Below are 18,558 nucleotides of genomic sequence, written 5' to 3'. Positions count from 1 at the left end.
TTAATCTGAAGAATATTTCATGTGGTGTAACTATTTTGACAACATCATCCACTTTACATTAGTTTTCTGAAGGATTCAAGTGAATTGTATGAATCCCATACACAATTCACAATTTAAAACGTTTCCATTCCTTTTAATAAGCTCAACAAAAAAACGTAGCCAAAAAGCTACGTTTTTCTTTCATCGTTTCGGTGTATTTTTATGATTCTTCAAAAACGGAAGCGGGAATTGCTTACGGAAATGCTCTTTAATCATATACTCTACACCGTTTTCGCTATTTGAACGTGTAATCCAATCTGCTACTTGCTTTAATTCTACAGGCGAGTTCCCCATCGCTACCCCAAGTCCCACGTTTTCAATAACCTCTAAATCTTCCATACTATCTCCAATCGCAACCATTTCATTTAGCGAAATATTTAAATGCTCTCCAAGCAATTGTAATCCACGTAATTTTGATACATTTTGCGGTAAAATTTCTATTCGTTTTGAATCACATTCAACATACTCTACATCTTGGAACGCTTTTCTTAATGTGTTCAGTCCTCTTTCTTTTTCACCTTTACTTTGGAAAATAACATCAATTTTTGGCGCTGCTACCGGATGGTCACGAAGCGCGTCACCTAACGAATCTACAAATTGAACTGGATAAAATAACGGATCTGCGCTTGATAATACAGTGCGCGCAATTAAGTTTGGTGTATTTCTCTCACGATTTCCTATCGAAAACCGTTCATGAGAAATGCGTACGTTACAATCAAAGTGCTCTAACACTTGCACAATGTTAAAAGTCTTCTCTTCAGATAATCTTCTTTGAACGTACGGCTTATCTAACGTTGCTGAAACGAAAGCACCACCATGTGTCACTAATATAGAATCTAATTTTAACGCCTTTGCTACTTTATGAGCGGATTGAAAATTACGACTCGTAAATAACGTAACGTATACATCTTTTCTTTTCACAAATTCAATTGTTTCTCTTAATCCTTTTGCAATTTTTCCATTGTTGTATAGTAGTGTCCCATCTATATTAAGAGCTAGTAAGCGATAAATCATGTCGCACTCCCCCTCTTCGCTGTTGTACTCTATCCATAATTTATGAAATAAATGTAGCAAATAGAACGAGTTAGAATTACTACTGAAAATTTGGTTTACTATATACATATACACTTAGCAAAGGAGATAGTACAATGCAGGCACCTCCTTCTTTTTATGAAGGCGATACGTTAGAAGTCGCAAAAAAATTACTCGGGCAAAAACTTGTTCATATTGTAGACGGAATAAAGCGAAGCGGAATCATTGTAGAAGTAGAAGCATATAAAGGCCCAGATGATAAGGCCGCACATAGTTACGGAGGCAGACGGACAGATCGCACAGAAGTTATGTTTGGTGCACCAGGGCATGCTTACGTATATTTAATTTACGGTATGTATCATTGCTTTAACGTTATTACAGCGCCAGTGGGCACCCCGCAAGGTGTTCTCATTCGAGCCCTTGAGCCAGTAGATGGAATAGCAGAAATAAAACTAGCGCGCTACAATAAGACCGAAATTACAAAAGCGCAGTACAAAAATTTAACAAATGGTCCTGGCAAACTATGCCGTGCACTCGGAATTACTTTAAAAGAACGCGGCGTATCGTTACAAAATGATACGTTACATATTGAATTAGTTCCAAAAGAAGAACACATATCATCACAATATAAAATAACAGCAGGACCTCGTATTAATATCGACTATGCAGAAGAAGCTGTACATTATCCGTGGCGTTTTTATTATGAGGGGCATCCGTTTGTTTCAAAGAAATAAGCGATATCAACGATTTTTCGAATATATCTATCGTAACTTACAATATATCAACGGTTCGACAAGAAATATCGATTTATCGACAAATAATAACATTACGAATAAAAGAAGACTGTTCCAAAATGGAACAGTCTTTCCCTCTTACTCTGCACCTTCCGCAGTTGCAATATTATCCTCTAAATTTTCTCTTGATAATTCAGCCGCCATAAAATCAGCTGTTTCTGGAAGTGCTAAATGCATATGAGCTTTTTGACAAATTTGGATCGTACAGTTTTCTATAACATAGTCGAAAACATGTCCGCCCCCGCTTCTTTCATCATCAATGTAATGTAAGTGGAATCCAGCTACCCCAATACCTTGTGCGTAATCTGGTGTCCAAAATCCAGCAAGCGTACCTTCTGTATTTTCAAATGAAAAGATTGGTTGTGATTTCGTCACTTCAACGAGCGGTGTATACGGTTTTTCTTGTCTTGGAACAGTTCTCGTCCTTACTTCACGGAACGTACCGTCCATTCGAATACCGTAAAACAAGTTTTTACTTGGCATTAATTCATGTAATAACGCTTCAACTTCTTCACGATTCATCGGACGCTCTACCGTATAACTCATTTCTTTTTCAAAAAACGTTACAGTCGCAAATGGCGTTGTTTCTTCTGGCTCTACTTTTTCTGCTGAACCGTCTGAACGTAAATGATAAAATTCATTATCAAATGCAATCATTTCACCATCTAATTGATCAAATGTGCCGATGCCGAAATCACCATGTTTTTTCAAATCTTCAAAGCTAATTACACCATCATATATACCATCTAATAGCGCAAGCATTGTAGATGTTTGATATACTTCATTACTCGTTTTCGTTTTTTTCGCATCAATATCAATTAATTGCGCAACAGTCATCTCAAATCTGCCTCCATTAGTTTAATTGGTTTGGTAATAATTTTTCGCTTAATTTAATGTTGTCACGATAGTCAATTGGAATATCAATAATGACAGGACCATCTGCTGCTAGCGCGGATTTTAACACACCTTCTAATTCATCAGGCGTGTTAACACGAAGACCTAACGCCCCGAAACTTTCCGCATATTTCACAAGATCAACATCGCCAAACTCTGTAGCGGATGTTCTGCCGTATTTCATCATTTGTTGGAATGCAACCATATCATATGTGCCGTCTCTCCAAACAAGATGGACGATTGGAGAATTTAAACGTACCGCCGTTTCTAACTCCATCGCAGAGAATAAGAAACCACCGTCACCTGATACGGAAACTACTTTTTTACCTGGTTCTACTAAAGTAGCTGCGATTGCCCAAGGAAGTGCAACACCTAGCGTTTGCATACCGTTACTAAATAATAATCTACGTGGTTCATAAGAACGGAAACATCTCGCCATCCAAATAGAATGGGAACCGATGTCACATGTAACAGTTGTATCGTCACTAATTAAAGAACGAAGTGTACGAATCACTTGAAGTGGATGCGTAACACCTTCTGAAGGACGATTTGGAACTTCTGCTTGTTCTGATAATTTTGCGCGTAATCGTTCTAATACCGCTTCTGATTTCGTACTTAATACAAGTTTCGGTAATTTCTCCGCGATGCTATTTACCGTTAAGGCAATATCACCAATTAATTCACGCTCTGGTTGGTAATCATGGTCGATATCTGCTTGATGGTCATCAAGATGAATAATCGTTCTGTCGCCAAGTTTATTCCAGAACTTTGGATCATACTCAATTGGATCATAACCGATAGAAATAACAAGGTCTGCTTCTTCTAGTAAAATATCACCTGGTTGATTACGGAATAATCCAACGCGGCCGAAGAAATGATCTTCTAACTCACGTGAAATCGCACCAGCTGCTTGATATGTTTCAACAACAGGAAGCTCTGTATCCGCAATTAATGCACGAACAGCTTTCGTCACTTCATTTGTACTTGCTCTCATACCGAGTAAAATAACTGGTAATTTCGCTGCTTTTATTTTTTCTACTACGTATGTAATATCATGTGTGGGAGCGATTCCAAGCTGTGGCTTAGAAAGCGCACCGATAGACTCTACAGTCGTTTCCGCAGTCATAACGTCTTGCGGCAAACTTACTAAAGTTGCTCCTGGATTTGTAGAAGTCGCACTTCGGAATGCATTTGATAATGCTTCTGGCACATTATCAGGATGCTCTACTTCTACGCTATATTTTGTGATTGGTTCGAATAGTGCAGCATTATCCATAGATTGATGTGTACGTTTTAATCGATCCGTACGCGGAACTGCACCAGCTAAAGCAACAACGGGATCACTCTCCGCATTCGCAGTAACAAGACCTGTCGCTAAATTTGATGTCCCTGGTCCTGAAGTTACAAGACATACGCCCGGTTTTCCTGTTAATCTACCAATAGCAGCTGCCATAAATGCTGCATTTTGTTCATGACGACAAACAATTAACTCTGGTCCTCTTTCTTGCAGTACATCAAATACAGAGTCAATCTTTGCTCCTGGAATACCGAAAACATGTGTAACACCTTGTTTAATTAAACAATCAACAACAAGATCTGCTCCTTTTGTTTTTGTCTTCACGTCGTTTGCTTTTACACCTGTACTCAAACTAATCATTCCTTTGTTTCATAATTTGTGTAATAAAGATTTTTAATTTCACCTAGTTAATTAACGTGGTGAAGTATCATTTATCATTATATTACAAATTCATTATTTTTCCAACAATATGAATTCGACATTATTTTGACAAGATTTAAAGAATGCGCTTACAACCTTTTGTTTATCTTAAAATAACATTTTTATATCTCTGCTAAAAATGTACAAAAATACTTCCACCTATTCACATTATTAACAAATTTATAGTACCTTGCAAAGAACAATAGTAAGTGATATATTTGTAAATAATGGAATACCCATTATTTGGAATGTTATTCACGATTAGTATATCTCCTTTCAAAAAGTAGATATAGATTGTGTGTGCTGTTTAGAAAAAAGATAGGATTTTCAGCCATAATTCATCATTTTATAAAGGAAAGTGATTGTTATGAACAAAAGTGAATTTTTAGAGCAACTTAGTTCTTCCCTACGGAATATGCCTAATTTAGAAAAGGAGGATATTATCTCGGAGTACGAAACTCATTTTATTAGTGGTAAACAAGATGGAATATCTGAAGAGGAAATTTCTAAAAAGCTAGGAAACCCTAAAACCATTGCTAAAGAACTTAATATTTCATATGTAATAAGTAAAGCTGACAAGAAACGCAGCCTAAAAAATATTATGACAGCACTGTTTTCTGTTATGAGCTTAAGTGTTTTAAACTTTATATTTATCATTATCGCCTTTTTCGTATTACTCTTTCTATTACCGCTTCTTCTAACACTTATAATTGCCACTCCGTTATTAATTATTTCACCTATCTTATTAATAGGATTAGGATTCTTTAAAGGGTTTCATCAAATCAGTTATTCCGATGTTTACAATGTATTCATAGCCTTTTGCATCGGCTTACTAATATCCGTCATATGTTATCAAATGATAAAACATATATACTCACTTTTAGTTAAGTATTTAAAATGGAATTTAGCTATTTTACAAAGATACTAATGAATGTAAAAGGAGATTACTATGAAAAAATATATTTTATATCCACTCATGTTACTTACAATTTTATTTCTATCAGCTTGTTCAAACAGTGCACAACCTAAGGAAGAAAACGATGTACAATCTATTAAAGATGTTGCTATTAAAGTTCCAGAAAATATATTTAGTTCCTCAAAGAAAAATGAAACTATTAATGAAGACGAAATGAAGCAAAATATAAAAACTTATTTAGATTATAGCGGAGAGTTATACGAAAACATCGTTCCACTTTCGTCAGCCATGTCTGACGAGAAGGTTACTGAGTCCGACCGGGATAAATTACAAAAACTAATAGATTTAGCTCAACAAAACGATGCGAACTTCCATCATTTTATTAGTAACAATACGATTCCTGCTGATTACAAACAGCCTTCGAAGGAAATTCATAATTATATTTCAGCATCTACAGCACTTTCAGTAGAATTAGATCAGGAAATAGAAAAATTCGCTCAAGATGGTAACTTATTCAAAACTGATTTCTCTTTTACAAAGCGCTTTGAGAAAGTTAATGGTAGGAAGCAAAAAGAAATTGAAGAGTTTTTGAAGGAGAAAAACATTAAAACGGAGTATTTCAAAAAATAACAAACAAAAAAGACGTGTGTAGAGATAATAAACTTGTTTACTTCTTATAGGGCTAACGAAGTAGTTTAATGGAAGAAGAATTTATAGTGAGTGTTATAATAATCAATAACTTAAGCAAAGGGGGCAGCATTTTTGCACAAACTCAATGCATTAATACCAGAGCTATCAGTTTCAGATATGGAGGAAAGTTTAAATTTCTATTCGGAAATTCTCCTGTTTAAAATTGAATATCAAAGACCAGAGGATAAGTTTGCTTTACTGTCTTTAAATGACTGCCAGATTATGATTGAAGAAGTAAATGGTCATTGGAGTACTGGGGAGTTATCTTATCCCTACGGAAGAGGAATCAATTTTCAAATTATCATAAATGATATTGATTCACTATATGATAGTTTGAAAAAGAACGAGTATCCAATTAAATTTGATATTCAAGAGAATTGGTATAGAGCTGATACTAAATTAAAGGGACAAAAAGAATTTTTAATTATGGATCCTGATGGTTATCTATTAAGATTTGTTCAAAATTTAGTTGAAAAAGATGTTGAGGCAGATTAAGCTATGTAAAACAGGATAAAAATTTAGTAAATGGAGCAAGCTACTTTTTTTCAATAAGCGGCATTAGTTGAAGAAAAATTAACCAACTTTATTATTTTTATAAATTAAAGGCTACAACAATTAAATTTAGTTTTAAATAAATTTAAAACCACCTACAAGTTAATTTTAATAGGTGGCTATTACATTTCTTATACTAAAATTAAACACCTTTATTGTCACTGAAAAAGACGCCCCTATACTAGGAGCGTCTTCTCTCATTACGCTTGTTGTTGCGCGCTATATAATTCTTCAAGTGGCTTCATGATAATTTTGTTAACGTCACCGATTACAACGTTTAGGCGTTGCTCAGTTTCCATTAATTTTGTAATTTTAGCATCTTGTTGAATACGAGCTACAACTTCTTGTGCTTGTTGGTTGTCTTCTTCAGTGATTTCTTGGCCTTGCATCATTTTCTGTTGTAGGCTAAGTTGCATTGTACGGAACTCATCGAATAAGTTCTTTGAAGCTGTGTCAGCTTGAACTGCTGCGTAGCTCTCTTTTAAAGTTTTGAAGTCTTCGTTTTCAGCGATTGCTTTTTGTAATTCATATGCAACATCATGAATGTTCTTTGTCATTTTATTTTTCCTCCTTTAGAAGGCTAGCGCTTTTCACTCGCACTGCCTTTTACGTGCATTTACATACGCACCTCTTCTTACCATATCAAACTATGCAAGAGATGTGAAGAAATTTCACTTTTATTTCTATGTACTCACCTTATTATCTAAGAAACAATAGTAACAATCCTTGTACGAGCCCGATCATTCCGCCTAATAACGCTCCTAAATACGTAATCATTTTCAATTCGTTTTTCGTAATAGACAGAACTAAGTCTTCTAATCTTTCTGTTGAGAATGTAGACACTTCTTGCTGGACAATTTCCGCAAGGTGTAGATTATTTAGTATACTCTCTACATTTTCTGTTCCCCACTTTAAGCCTTTCGCTACTGCACTTGGAACCACTTTTTCAATAATTGTTTCTCGAACTGGTTCACATACTTGCTGAACAGATTGATTTAAAAACTTACTCACTGTTTCCTCTACTTTAACTGCTGACAGCACGGAGCTTACAATCATTTCTTTCTCTACAAATGCTTCTAATTCTTTTACATCTCTTCCTTTTAACTTTTCCCACTCTTTTTGCAGTACGTCAGTTAAAAGCTGCTTTGTACCATCTTGACCTAAAAACTTAATAACTTCTGGCTGCACACGATCCACTACACTTACATTTCCTAAAAACATTCCGACTAAGTTAAGTAGCGTTCCGCGAGAAGCAAAGAAATCATCAATCATTTTTGAAAGACGTGCTTTCCCTTCTTCACTTTCAAAAAAGCTAATTCCTCGCTCTAAAATAAACGCCGAGACATTCGGAATCGCATTCTCTACTTTTTCATTTACAGAATGAGGTAAAGCCTGTTCCCATGTATATGTATAATACTCTGCTAAAAATGCATGAATTTTTTCTGTAATAACATGTTCGATTTTTCGAGTCGCTTCTTCTTCTACATGCGCTACATTCCATTTTTCTAACATATGTCGCAGTGATTGTTCATTCGTAATTACTTTATCCACTTCCACTTGCGCCCAGTGAATTAAACCTTTTTGAAACTCTTCATTTGTTAGCTTTTTTCCAATTCCTTCTGGTGTTAACAAATGTTCTACAACCATATTTCCTAATTGAACAGCAAGTTCATCACGACGCTTCGGAATTAACCCTGGTGTAAATGGAACTTGAAACTTTCCGATATAAATAGGACGATGAGGACGAAATAACATTTTTATCGCTAAATGATTCGTATATCCCCCAATAATTGCTCCGAGTCCTGTCGTCGTTAACATATTTAACCATATATTCATTACAATCAACCTTTCACTTCTCCAAAACTATAGCATATCATCATACGGACAAAAGTATAATGGTATAAAAACGTATTTGCAATATATAGCTTCGCCTATTATGCAAATAGTAGTAAAGGAGTGATTTCGTTGGTTCTCGGTCTTTTAGCTTCTAAACTTCATTACGAACAAACGTATTACACCGAAATCGCTAAACGCGCTCGGCTTTATCATAATGTCGTTGCCCAGTTTACGCCATTTTGTATTGATCCTAAAACAGACCTTATTTCTGGTCTTATTTACGATACAGATACAGGAAAATGGAAAGAGCAAACATTCCCTATTCCTTCTTATATATATGATCGTTATTCTTTTCACGAGGAAACAGACTTTGAAAAAGCAAAATCAATTATTCACTCTTTGCACAATCGTCCTTCCACTACCTTTTTAAATAACACACTTATCAATTTAAGTGAACTACATGATTTATTTCTCACTAATAAAAAACTGTCTCCTTATATACCAAAATTTGAAGTGGCAACGATACAAAACATTTTTAAACTGTTGTTAAAAACTAAAGATATTATTATACGCCCCACTAATACACATTCAAAGGATAACTTATATCGAATTGCTTACAAAAAGAAAACGTTTCATATCGATACAGTAAATGAAAAATACCATACTTCTCTTCCATTAAAACGGACAGACGAATTTATATCTTGGTGTAAATCTAACATACCTTCATCACGTTACATAGCACACACTATGCTACAACCACCAAACCAATTAACATATCCACTCCACATTCGAACCATTTTGCAAAAAAACAAAGAACAAACTTGGACTGTTATCGGTCAATTTATACAAAAAAGCTCATTTCCTAATCAACTTTTACCCTCAGCAACGGCCGATGATTCATTACATTCATTTTCAAAAATTAAATACGTACTATCTAGTACCGGTGTGCAACTATTGCAAGATGCTTTACACGACATTGTAAATGAAGTATTCCAAACACTAGATCAGTCTTATTCTTCGTTATTTGAACTAGAACTTTCCACAATTATGGATCAAAAAGGCGCAATTTGGCTTATGTATGTCAACACGATTCCCCCTTACGAACAATACATTCGTCATAGTGATTCATTAGCTGAAAAGATATTTCACGGACCACTTAAATTCAGTAGCTTTACACCATAATGAAAGGAGGTAAACCTATTTTGAAAGAACATATATATACATTAAACATTTCAGATGAACATCCAAATAGTATTACTTTACCTTACGTTTTTTCTATTACGCCACCTATTACATCCCTCTCCTTCGGTATACGTCACATTGCAAGTGAAGAGGTGAAAATTCATTATTCCTTTACTCGCGAAATTATTATCGGAAAACATATTGCCGAAAAACTTTTACTACCTCAATCCACTACTATTCATGCATTCACACAAAACCAAACAATTATTTTCGGACCATTAATCGGCATTTTTACAACTGGCTTTAACGATGATTCTTCTAACCCTTTAGGAAATCGTTCAATTGCTCTCAGTGAGTTGTTAACACCACCATTCTCATTACGACCGTTCGTATTCGTCTTTGGCGTTCAGCATATAAACTGGGAAGAAGAAACGATTGAAGGATATTTCTTTCAAGAGAAACAATGGATAAAGAAAAAGGTCCCTTTACCAAATGTTATTTACGATCGATTACCGAATCGACAAGCAGAAAATTATAAACCGATCGTCAGAGCAAAAAGAAAGTTAGAACATGACTACTCTATCCCATGGTTTAACCCAGGTTTTTTTAATAAATGGGAAGTTCATCAACTTCTTATGAAAGACGAATCAATTAGACCCTTATTACCAAACACAGAAGCATTTCAGCATTTTGAACAAGTAGAACGGTTTCTTGGCACGTATAAATCTGTGTACATGAAACCAATACACGGGAGCTTTGGTAGAAATATTCATCAAATATTTTATTCTCAAACAGAGAATTGCTACTACTGTCGTTATCGCGAAAATGAAGAAAATAAACTGAGAAAGTATCAATCATTAGAAACTCTTCTAAACCACGTATTAAAAGGACATGATTTAAAAAAGTTTATCGTACAGCAAGGTATTTCGTTACTTCGCTTTGATGGGCAACCTGTTGATTTCCGCATTCATACAAATAAAAATCATTTCGGTAATTGGATAGTTAGTGCAATCGTCGCCAAAATTGCCGGCAAAGGCAGTTTAACAACGCACGTAAATAGCGGCGGTGATACAAAATTGCTACAAGAACTTTTTCCAGATTCAACGAAACAAGTTCAAATTGAAAATAAATTAAAACATACTGCCTTACAAATAAGTTACGCGCTCGATGAACAAGTAACCGGAAATATTGGAGAAATCGGTTTTGATATCGGTTTAGACACAAAGGAAAATCCGTGGTTATTTGAAGCCAACTCTAAACCTGGGCGAACTGTATTCCAAGATGCCAAATTAAAAGAACAAAGTGAACTGACACGCCAGTTATTTTACGAATATGCCATCTACTTAACTGAACATTCTTTACGTGATGCAAAGGAAAAAATGTCCCAAATAAAATCCGGGACTTCATCAAACACCGAATGTATCCCTTCTCCTATGATTCACTCACAAATGCAAAAACAAAAACTTCCACCTAGATAATAAGGTGGAAGTTTTCTATTTACACAAGTTTTACTACAACCTCAGTTTCCACATTACATACTCCGCAATAAAAAATATGATTGCAATATTCATTTGAATTATTATGCGTTAAACCATCTACTGCACTTAATAATTCTTGATCCATATAGGCACTATAATCGTCTATGTAATCTACAGACTTCCCATAATCTTGGAGTATACTTTGGCAATTTTGACAAGAATATGTTTGTGATTCTAATGCGTTGCAAAGCGGGCAAATCCCCATCATGATTCCTCCATACTTTATCGTTTAAAGCCTCTCTTTTTTAGAGTGAAGAGAGCAACCTATCCAGACATAGGAGTGCCCACTCCATCCCTACTTAAAAATAGAACTATAAAGTTGCTACCGATTTCATTTTTATTTCAATAAATCCTATATAAGAAGCTAATAATTAGCCTACAAGTAGCAGGCTACAATGAGAAAATTATATTTAATATCCTCCTTAGTTTGGCCTGTTTTCTTAAAAATACAACGATTACTCTTATTTCATAATTTACGAAATCAATAAGTTTTTTTGACAAAATTTACAAATTGTTATTTTGTATATCTTTCTAGGTAACATCCATACTATGAGTACAAACTTAATTACCGATGGATTAGCGCCAACCGGGGCGATAATCTGGTTCAACTCCAGCTAGTCCAACCAAAAAAACTTTTATAACTCTAAGGAGGATATATTCCTATGGCAAACCAAAATTCTTCAAATCAATTAGTAGTACCAGGTGCAACAGCTGCAATCGATCAAATGAAGTACGAAATCGCTCAAGAATTTGGTGTACAATTAGGAGCAGATTCTACGGCTCGCGCTAACGGTTCAGTTGGTGGAGAAATCACAAAACGTCTAGTTGCAATGGCTGAGCAAAGCCTTGGCGGATTCCACAAATAAATATATATGGCAAAAAGGTCTCAAGGCATATGCCTTGAGACCTTCCTTAATTTATTGCAACATTTGTAAAAACTTCTTCGTACGTTCTTCTTTTGGATTTGTAAATACTTCTTCTGGTGTACCTTGTTCGACAACGACACCACCATCCATGAAAATAACACGGTTCGCAATTTGATGTGCAAAACGCATTTCGTGCGTTACAATAACCATCGTCATGCCTTCTTTAGCAAGTTCTTTCATTACTTTCAGAACTTCTTGAACGAGTTCAGGATCAAGCGCTGACGTCGGCTCATCAAATAGTAACACTTCCGGCTCCATCGCAAGCGCGCGCGCAATTCCAACGCGCTGTTGTTGTCCGCCTGATAATTGGAACGGATATAAATCCACTTTATCTGCTAAACCAACTTTTTCAAGGAAATAGTTTGCTTTTTTCTTCGCTTCTTCTTTCCCCATCTTTTTCACTGTAACGAGCCCTTCCATTACATTTTGAAGTGCTGTTAAATGCGGGAATAAATTATGGTGCTGGAATACCATACCTGTTTGCGTACGAAGATTAACAATATCTTTCTTCGTTACTTTTTGAGAGAAGTTAAGCTCTTTATTACCGATACGAATATTACCAGCGTTTGGCGTTTCTAATACATTGAGACAACGTAAGAATGTCGTTTTACCAGATCCAGACGGCCCAATAATAACAACAACCTCGCCCTTCTCAACTGTTAAATCTATATGCTTTAGTACGGTATTATCTCCGAAACTTTTTTGTAAGTGCTGAATTGAAATCATAAAAACAAAAACTCCTTTTGTAAAAGGATTATTTTAATGTGTAGCGTTCTGAACGCTTTTCTAACATCTGTTGTACGATTGATAATAAGAAACAAATAACCCAATAAATAAGACCTGCTTCAAAATAAACAATTAAAAACTCGTAGTTCATCGCCGCAATTTCCTGCGCTTTTCGGAACATTTCTGTTACTAAAATTAACGATGCTAACGAAGTATCTTTCACTAAGCTAATAAATGTATTCGAAAGCGGCGGGATTGATACGCGCGTTGCTTGTGGTAAAATAACACGTTTTAATGCTTGTGGATATGTCATCCCAATTGTATAAGCTGCTTCCCACTGCCCTTTCGGAATGGAAAGGATAGAAGCACGAATAATTTCAGATGCATATGCACCGACATTTAATGAAAATCCAACAACTGCTGCTGTATATGGCTCAACTTCAATATTAAGAGTTGGAAGTCCATAGAAAATAATAAATAATTGTACAAGAAGTGGCGTTCCGCGAATGATAGATACATAGATACGAGCAATCCATTGTAAAATACGACTACCAGAAATACGTGCGAGCGCTGTTAACGTTGCCAGTATAATCCCGATAATAAATGTAATAAGCGTTAATGGAATTGTTGTAAAAACAGCTTCCTTCAGCATAGGCATGAAGGAAGTCTGCATAATATCTATCCAAGTAGACAATCGATCTGAAACTAATGCACTACTTAGATACATTTTCACCGAACCATTTTTTCGTTATTTTGTCATACGTACCGTCTTTTTTCATATCTTCTAACGCTTTATCTACTTCTTGTACAAGCTTAGTGCTACCTTTACGGAATAAGAATCCACTTTCTGAAGCTTCTTTTTCAGTATCTACAATTTTAATTTTTGCATCTTTTTTCGTTTCTAAATAATTTAATACTGATAACTTATCATTAATTGTAAAATCAACGCGTCCTGAAGCTAATAATTCTGCCGCTTGGCTAAATCCTTCTACACCAATAATTTCCGCACCGTTTTTCTTAGCAATATCTGCATAGTTACTCGTTAAAGATTGTGCTCCTTTTAAACCTTTTACATCAGCAAATGTAGCAGGCTTATCTTTATCTTTTGCAATAACTAATGCCGCTGAAGATGAAACGTACGGTTTAGAGAAATCATATTTCTTTTGACGGTCTTCACGAATACCAACTTCGTTTGCAACCATATCGAAACGTTTTGCATCTAAACCAGCAAGTAAGCTATCCCATTGTGTTTCTTTAAATACAGGTTTTACACCTAAACGTTTTGCAACTTCTTCTGATAGTTCAACGTCAAATCCAGTTAATTTATTGCTTGAATCATGGAATGTGAACGGTGCGTATGTACCTTCTGTTCCAATTACAAGTTCACCGCTTTGTTTTATCTTTTGTAACGCGTCTTGACTAGCTGTATCTTTTTTCTCTTCTTTACCGCAGCCGGCTACAATCCCGATCGCTAATGTAGTTACTGCAAGCACTGAAAATAATTTCTTCATGATAGTAATCCTCCAAGTATTCTGATAGGAATTTAAAAACTATATTGATTGTATGCAATCTTGAACAATTTTTCAATGAAAATGTTCTTATTTAGTTTATCCTTTTTCTTCATAATCAAACAAAAGGGAAAAATAATGCTACATACAAAAAATAAGTAACATTTTTTAATATAGCATTTATGGAGAAAAAGGTAAAACAATACTTCTTATTTAACTGTCGTAATTCGCTAAAGAGTCGACATGTTCATCAATAAAAAAGAACTTGTGAAAATCACAAGTTCTCCTCCATGCATATTAAGCACTCTGATTGCCTTCCATTTGCGTTTTATACATATCGTAATAACGCCCGCGCTTTTTCATGAGTTCATCATGAGAGCCTTTTTCTAAAATGGTTCCTCTATCGAGCACAATAATTTGATCTGCACTTTTAATCGTTGAAAGGCGGTGAGCGATAATAAATGTCGTTCTTCCTTTTTTTACAACTTCTAGTGCTTGTTGAATCATCGCCTCTGTTTCTGTATCAATACTAGACGTTGCTTCATCTAAAATTAAAATAGCCGGATCAAAAGCGAGCGCCCTAGCAAACGAAATAAGCTGACGTTCTCCAGTGGAAAGCGTACTTCCCTTTTCTGTAATTTCTTCATTTATATTGTTCGCAAATCTTTCAGCACCAACATCACGTAACGCCTTTACAATGCGCTCTTTTGAAATTTTTTCATTTTCTAAGCTTACATTGGAAGCGACCGTCCCACTAAAAAGAAACGGGTCTTGCAGTACGATTCCCATATGTTCACGGGTTGCTTGTTTCGGCATCTCTTTTACATCGTGACCATCAATCGTAAGCTTTCCTTTTTCAAACTCATAAAATTGAAAGAGTACATTCATGATAGAACTTTTTCCTGATCCAGTATGACCGACAAGTGCCACTGTCTCGCCTTGTTTCGCTTCAAAAGAAATATTTTTTAACACTTCATCTTTTCCATTATAAGAAAATGATACATTATCAAATTTTACATTTCCTTTTAAACGAGGCATACGTTCTTCTTCTACCGGTTCCCCTTTTTCCTCTAACAATTCAAAGACACGTTCTGATGCAACGCGCGCTTGCTCTAAGTTTGCAAGCTGGTTCACCATATTCGTAATTGGCGAGAATAATCGTGTTAAATAATCGACGAACGCATACAGTACCCCAAGTGAAATAATACCTGTAGCACTTAATGACGCACCGCCGAAATACCAAATTACTCCTGTGAAAGCGATATTTCTTAATACGGCTACTAAGTTATGCGAAGTTGCTGCATTTAAATTTAAAATTTTATTTTGATACTTAAAATAATCGCCATTTAATTCTTCAAATTCTTTTTTCGTTTCACGCTCTTGACGGAACGCTTGAATAATTGGCATCCCTTGAATGGATTCATTCACTGTTCCGTTAATATCAGATAAACGAGAGCGCATTTTATGATTGTATACAGACGCGTATTTTCTATAAAGAATCGCCCAAACAATTAAAATTGGGATAATTAATAAACATAATGAAGCGAGCTTCACATCTAATAAAAATAACGCAGCGAATATCCCAATAATATAGATGATACTAGAAACGAATGTTGCCAGCACCGTTACATATAAATCACGAATGGCCTCTGTATCATTCGTCACACGCGAAACAATTTTCCCCGCCGGTAAATGATCAAAGTACCGAATTGGCAACGTTTGAATATGAGAAAAAACATCTTCCCTCATAATTTGAATAATTTTGTTCGCTGCCTTTTGCAAGAAGAACTGCTTTCCGTATGCAAATAATGACACGACTACTAATAAAGTGAAATAGCCACCACCAAGTAATAATAGACGGTTTATTTCTGGCTTATAAAATGCAAATACTTCTTCCTTTGTTAATGCTTTCGCTTTATAAACTTGCACCGCCTTACCATTTTGAACGGTAATCATATCCCCTTTTACAGTCCGTGACCCTTCCGCATTTACTTTATTCGGTACAAAATAATATTGAAAACCGACTTGCATCACACGTACTTCTTTACCTTTTGTCTCGCCTTGTTCAAAGCGATCACTTCGCTTATAAAAAGCGCCATTATACGAAACAGCTTCTTCACTCTGTTCTGTTTCATACCAAGGTTTCTCTATCCCGACGATATGATCATCAATCATCGTTTTAGCAACGAAAGGACCAGCAAGCTCTGCGATGACGAAAATAAATAACATTAACATCGCAGCAAAAATCGTCCCTTTCACTTTCATCGCGTATTGAAACAATCGTTTTGAAACGCTCATATTTTCACCCCACTATCCGCACTTTCACTTTCACCTTGTTGTCTTTCAAACTGTTCAGCATACCAACCTCCGCTCTGGATAAGCTGAGCATGCGTACCTTCTTCTATAACTGCGCCTTCATCCATAACGAGAATCCAATCCGCATGTTGCACTGCAGATAAACGATGCGTCGTAATAATCGTCGTCTTTCCAGTTCTTTCCGTTCTTATATTTTCAATGATCGCTGCTTCCGTACGAGCATCTACAGCTGATAAAGAATCATCCAAAATTAAAATTTCTGGATTTTGAATAACAGCTCGTGCAATCGAGATCCTTTGTTTTTGCCCTCCTGATAAAGAAACACCTTTCTCTCCAACGAGCGTTTCTAACCCTTCTGGTAAAAACTCTAAATCCTTTTTAAACGCAGCAATTTCAATTGCTTTCTCTAGTTCTTCTTCAGTCGCTTCCCTATTTCCGAATAAAATATTTTCTCGCGCTGTTTTTGAGAACAAAATATGCTCCTGCGGTACATAACCAATCCAGCCGAGTACATTTTCATTCGTCATTTTATCTAATGTCACATCAGAAACTGCAATATCTCCATCTCCAAGCGGATATTGGCGAAGAAGCTGACGTACAAGCGTCGTTTTCCCGCTTCCTGTTTTTCCGACAACCCCTAGCGTTTCTCCTTGCTTTAATGTGAAAGAAACCTTTTTTAAATTTTCTTCAGTTGATGAAGGATATGAGAAAGACACATCATCAAACTGAATATAATCCGGCTCTTGCACAAGCTTTGGATGTTTCGGATTCTTTACATCTGGCTCATACGCTAACGTTTCATTCACACGGTCAAGCGAAGCATTTCCTCTTTGCATAACATTAATTAGTTCCCCAATTGCAAACATCGGCCAAATCATCATCCCTAAATACACGTTAAAAGAAACGAGTTCACCAAGCGTCACCTTTGACTGGAACACAAGGTATGCACCGTACACTAAGCCGATTAAATAACTAAGACCGACAAGCATTTTCACAGTTGGTTGGAATAATGCATCAATCTTTGCTACCTTCATATTTTTTTCGTAGACGTCATCTCCTAAATGATGAAATCTTTCCTCGTCTGCATTCTCTTGTACATATGCACGAATAACACGCACACCAGCGATTGATTCAAGCACTTTATCGTTCATATCACCAAACGCATCTTGCGCAACGGTAAATCTTTCATGCAATTTCTTTCCATATATATTCATCGCATACGCCATAATTGGAAGCGGAATAAGCGCTGCAAATGTAAGCTCCCAACTAATTGTAAACCCCATCATAAAGACAATCGTAAGCATATATAAACTAGAATCCACAAGCGTTAATATACCAAAACCAGCTGTCATAGCGATTGCTTTCAAATCATTTGTCGCTCTCGCCATTAAATCACCAGTACGATTTTTTTGATAAAAAGTCGGCGTCATCTTAAGTAAATGCCCCATAAATTTAGAGCGCATCGTTTTCTCAAGTACGAATGCACCGCCAAACAATTGATGTTGCCATACGAAAGTGAGGCCATATCCAACGATCGTGACCCCTATTAAAATAAGAATAGACTGTATAATAGCTTCGTTCGATAACGTTCCTGTTTTTATATTATCTATCGTAACCCCTAACACTTTCGGGGGAATCACTTCAACTATATTCACAATTAAAAGAGCTCCAATGGCAATACTATATCTCTTCCAGTGCTCCCTAAAAAACCATTTTAGCTTTAGTAATACTGATAACAATGTAACCTCTCCCTTCTCGTTCTCGTTTACCTCTCATTTCTTTATCCACTATCCAGACCTATCACATTTACATTTCGTAACCCATACAATCTCATCACATTTTTCCACCTTCCAAAGTTTTTTATCGGAACTAAACAAGGGAAAATAAACAAA

Annotated in this window: 18 protein-coding genes; 7 read left to right on the top strand and 11 right to left on the bottom strand. The window is 35.8% G+C overall.

Features of this window, described 5'->3' with window-relative positions; all coding sequences use genetic code 11:
* Positions 1-180: 180 nt before the first annotated feature.
* A complete protein-coding gene (locus NST90_RS04445; RefSeq protein ID WP_283748298.1) occupies positions 181-1,053 on the bottom strand; it encodes a Cof-type HAD-IIB family hydrolase in 873 nt (290 codons plus the stop codon).
* Between the two features lie 134 nt (positions 1,054-1,187).
* On the opposite strand from NST90_RS04445, the gene NST90_RS04440 reads away from it, so the two are divergent.
* Positions 1,188-1,805, top strand: coding sequence for a DNA-3-methyladenine glycosylase (locus NST90_RS04440; RefSeq protein WP_001148783.1), 618 nt, complete (start codon positions 1,188-1,190; stop codon positions 1,803-1,805).
* A gap of 138 nt (positions 1,806-1,943) precedes the next feature.
* On the opposite strand, the gene alsD is transcribed toward NST90_RS04440, so the two are convergent.
* Positions 1,944-2,702, bottom strand: a complete 759-nt coding sequence (alsD, locus tag NST90_RS04435; RefSeq protein ID WP_000215024.1) for an alpha-acetolactate decarboxylase — start codon at positions 2,700-2,702, stop codon at positions 1,944-1,946.
* A 16-nt stretch (positions 2,703-2,718) separates the two neighbouring features.
* The gene (gene alsS / locus NST90_RS04430; RefSeq protein ID WP_000103510.1) at positions 2,719-4,407 is read right to left on the bottom strand and encodes an acetolactate synthase AlsS; all 1,689 of its coding nucleotides are present in this window, start codon (positions 4,405-4,407) and stop codon (positions 2,719-2,721) included.
* 436 nt (positions 4,408-4,843) lie between these two features.
* On the opposite strand from alsS, the gene NST90_RS04425 reads away from it, so the two are divergent.
* From NST90_RS04425 to NST90_RS04415, 3 genes are all read left to right on the top strand, one after another.
* Positions 4,844-5,404, top strand: coding sequence for a DUF1700 domain-containing protein (locus NST90_RS04425; RefSeq protein WP_001042965.1), 561 nt, complete (start codon positions 4,844-4,846; stop codon positions 5,402-5,404).
* A gap of 21 nt (positions 5,405-5,425) precedes the next feature.
* Positions 5,426-6,022, top strand: a complete 597-nt coding sequence (locus NST90_RS04420) for an NDxxF motif lipoprotein (protein ID WP_000760028.1) — start codon at positions 5,426-5,428, stop codon at positions 6,020-6,022.
* Positions 6,023-6,154: 132 nt separating this feature from the next.
* The gene (locus NST90_RS04415) at positions 6,155-6,577 is read left to right on the top strand and encodes a VOC family protein (protein WP_000549334.1); all 423 of its coding nucleotides are present in this window, start codon (positions 6,155-6,157) and stop codon (positions 6,575-6,577) included.
* A gap of 257 nt (positions 6,578-6,834) precedes the next feature.
* Here NST90_RS04415 and NST90_RS04410 read toward each other — a convergent pair whose 3' ends face one another.
* The gene (locus NST90_RS04410; RefSeq protein ID WP_000164614.1) at positions 6,835-7,191 is read right to left on the bottom strand and encodes a YlbF/YmcA family competence regulator; all 357 of its coding nucleotides are present in this window, start codon (positions 7,189-7,191) and stop codon (positions 6,835-6,837) included.
* Between the two features lie 142 nt (positions 7,192-7,333).
* Positions 7,334-8,470 (bottom strand): DUF445 family protein, encoded by a 1,137-nt coding sequence (locus tag NST90_RS04405; protein WP_283748297.1) that lies wholly within the window; start codon positions 8,468-8,470, stop codon positions 7,334-7,336.
* A gap of 129 nt (positions 8,471-8,599) precedes the next feature.
* Here NST90_RS04405 and NST90_RS04400 point away from each other — a divergent pair, with 129 nt between their 5' ends.
* The gene (locus tag NST90_RS04400; RefSeq protein WP_283748296.1) at positions 8,600-9,652 is read left to right on the top strand and encodes a YheC/YheD family protein; all 1,053 of its coding nucleotides are present in this window, start codon (positions 8,600-8,602) and stop codon (positions 9,650-9,652) included.
* Between the two features lie 20 nt (positions 9,653-9,672).
* A complete protein-coding gene (locus NST90_RS04395) occupies positions 9,673-11,130 on the top strand; it encodes a YheC/YheD family protein (RefSeq protein WP_283748295.1) in 1,458 nt (485 codons plus the stop codon).
* Positions 11,131-11,149: 19 nt separating this feature from the next.
* On the opposite strand, the gene NST90_RS04390 is transcribed toward NST90_RS04395, so the two are convergent.
* On the bottom strand, positions 11,150-11,395 hold the full coding sequence (locus NST90_RS04390) for a hypothetical protein (RefSeq protein WP_000510474.1): 246 nt from the start codon (positions 11,393-11,395) through the stop codon (positions 11,150-11,152).
* A 457-nt stretch (positions 11,396-11,852) separates the two neighbouring features.
* Between NST90_RS04390 and sasP the strand changes: the two genes are divergently transcribed.
* Entirely contained in the window at positions 11,853-12,056 is a 204-nt protein-coding gene (sasP, locus tag NST90_RS04385) for a small acid-soluble spore protein, SasP family (protein ID WP_000013338.1), read from the top strand.
* A 51-nt stretch (positions 12,057-12,107) separates the two neighbouring features.
* Here sasP and NST90_RS04380 read toward each other — a convergent pair whose 3' ends face one another.
* The 5 genes from NST90_RS04380 to NST90_RS04360 form a co-directional block, all read right to left on the bottom strand.
* The gene (locus NST90_RS04380) at positions 12,108-12,842 is read right to left on the bottom strand and encodes an amino acid ABC transporter ATP-binding protein (RefSeq protein ID WP_000623610.1); all 735 of its coding nucleotides are present in this window, start codon (positions 12,840-12,842) and stop codon (positions 12,108-12,110) included.
* A 28-nt stretch (positions 12,843-12,870) separates the two neighbouring features.
* A complete protein-coding gene (locus tag NST90_RS04375; protein WP_000281499.1) occupies positions 12,871-13,569 on the bottom strand; it encodes an amino acid ABC transporter permease in 699 nt (232 codons plus the stop codon).
* Positions 13,556-14,353, bottom strand: a complete 798-nt coding sequence (locus tag NST90_RS04370; protein WP_000732836.1) for an amino acid ABC transporter substrate-binding protein — start codon at positions 14,351-14,353, stop codon at positions 13,556-13,558. Before NST90_RS04370 ends, NST90_RS04375 begins: the two co-directional genes overlap by 14 nt.
* Positions 14,354-14,647: 294 nt before the next feature.
* Positions 14,648-16,648 carry an ABC transporter ATP-binding protein gene (locus NST90_RS04365; protein ID WP_025709954.1) on the bottom strand — a complete coding sequence of 667 codons (2,001 nt, stop codon included), beginning with the start codon at positions 16,646-16,648 and terminating at the stop codon, positions 14,648-14,650.
* Positions 16,645-18,405 carry an ABC transporter transmembrane domain-containing protein gene (locus NST90_RS04360; protein ID WP_061113464.1) on the bottom strand — a complete coding sequence of 587 codons (1,761 nt, stop codon included), beginning with the start codon at positions 18,403-18,405 and terminating at the stop codon, positions 16,645-16,647. The genes NST90_RS04365 and NST90_RS04360 overlap by 4 nt, the downstream gene beginning before the upstream one ends.
* Positions 18,406-18,558: the final 153 nt, after the last annotated feature.

The sequence above is a fragment of the Bacillus sp. FSL E2-8900 genome (assembly GCF_037966225.1).
Lineage (GTDB): Bacteria > Bacillota > Bacilli > Bacillales > Bacillaceae_G > Bacillus_A > Bacillus_A cereus.
Note: the sequence above shows the minus strand (reverse complement) of the source record. Positions and strands in the feature narration are given on the sequence as shown.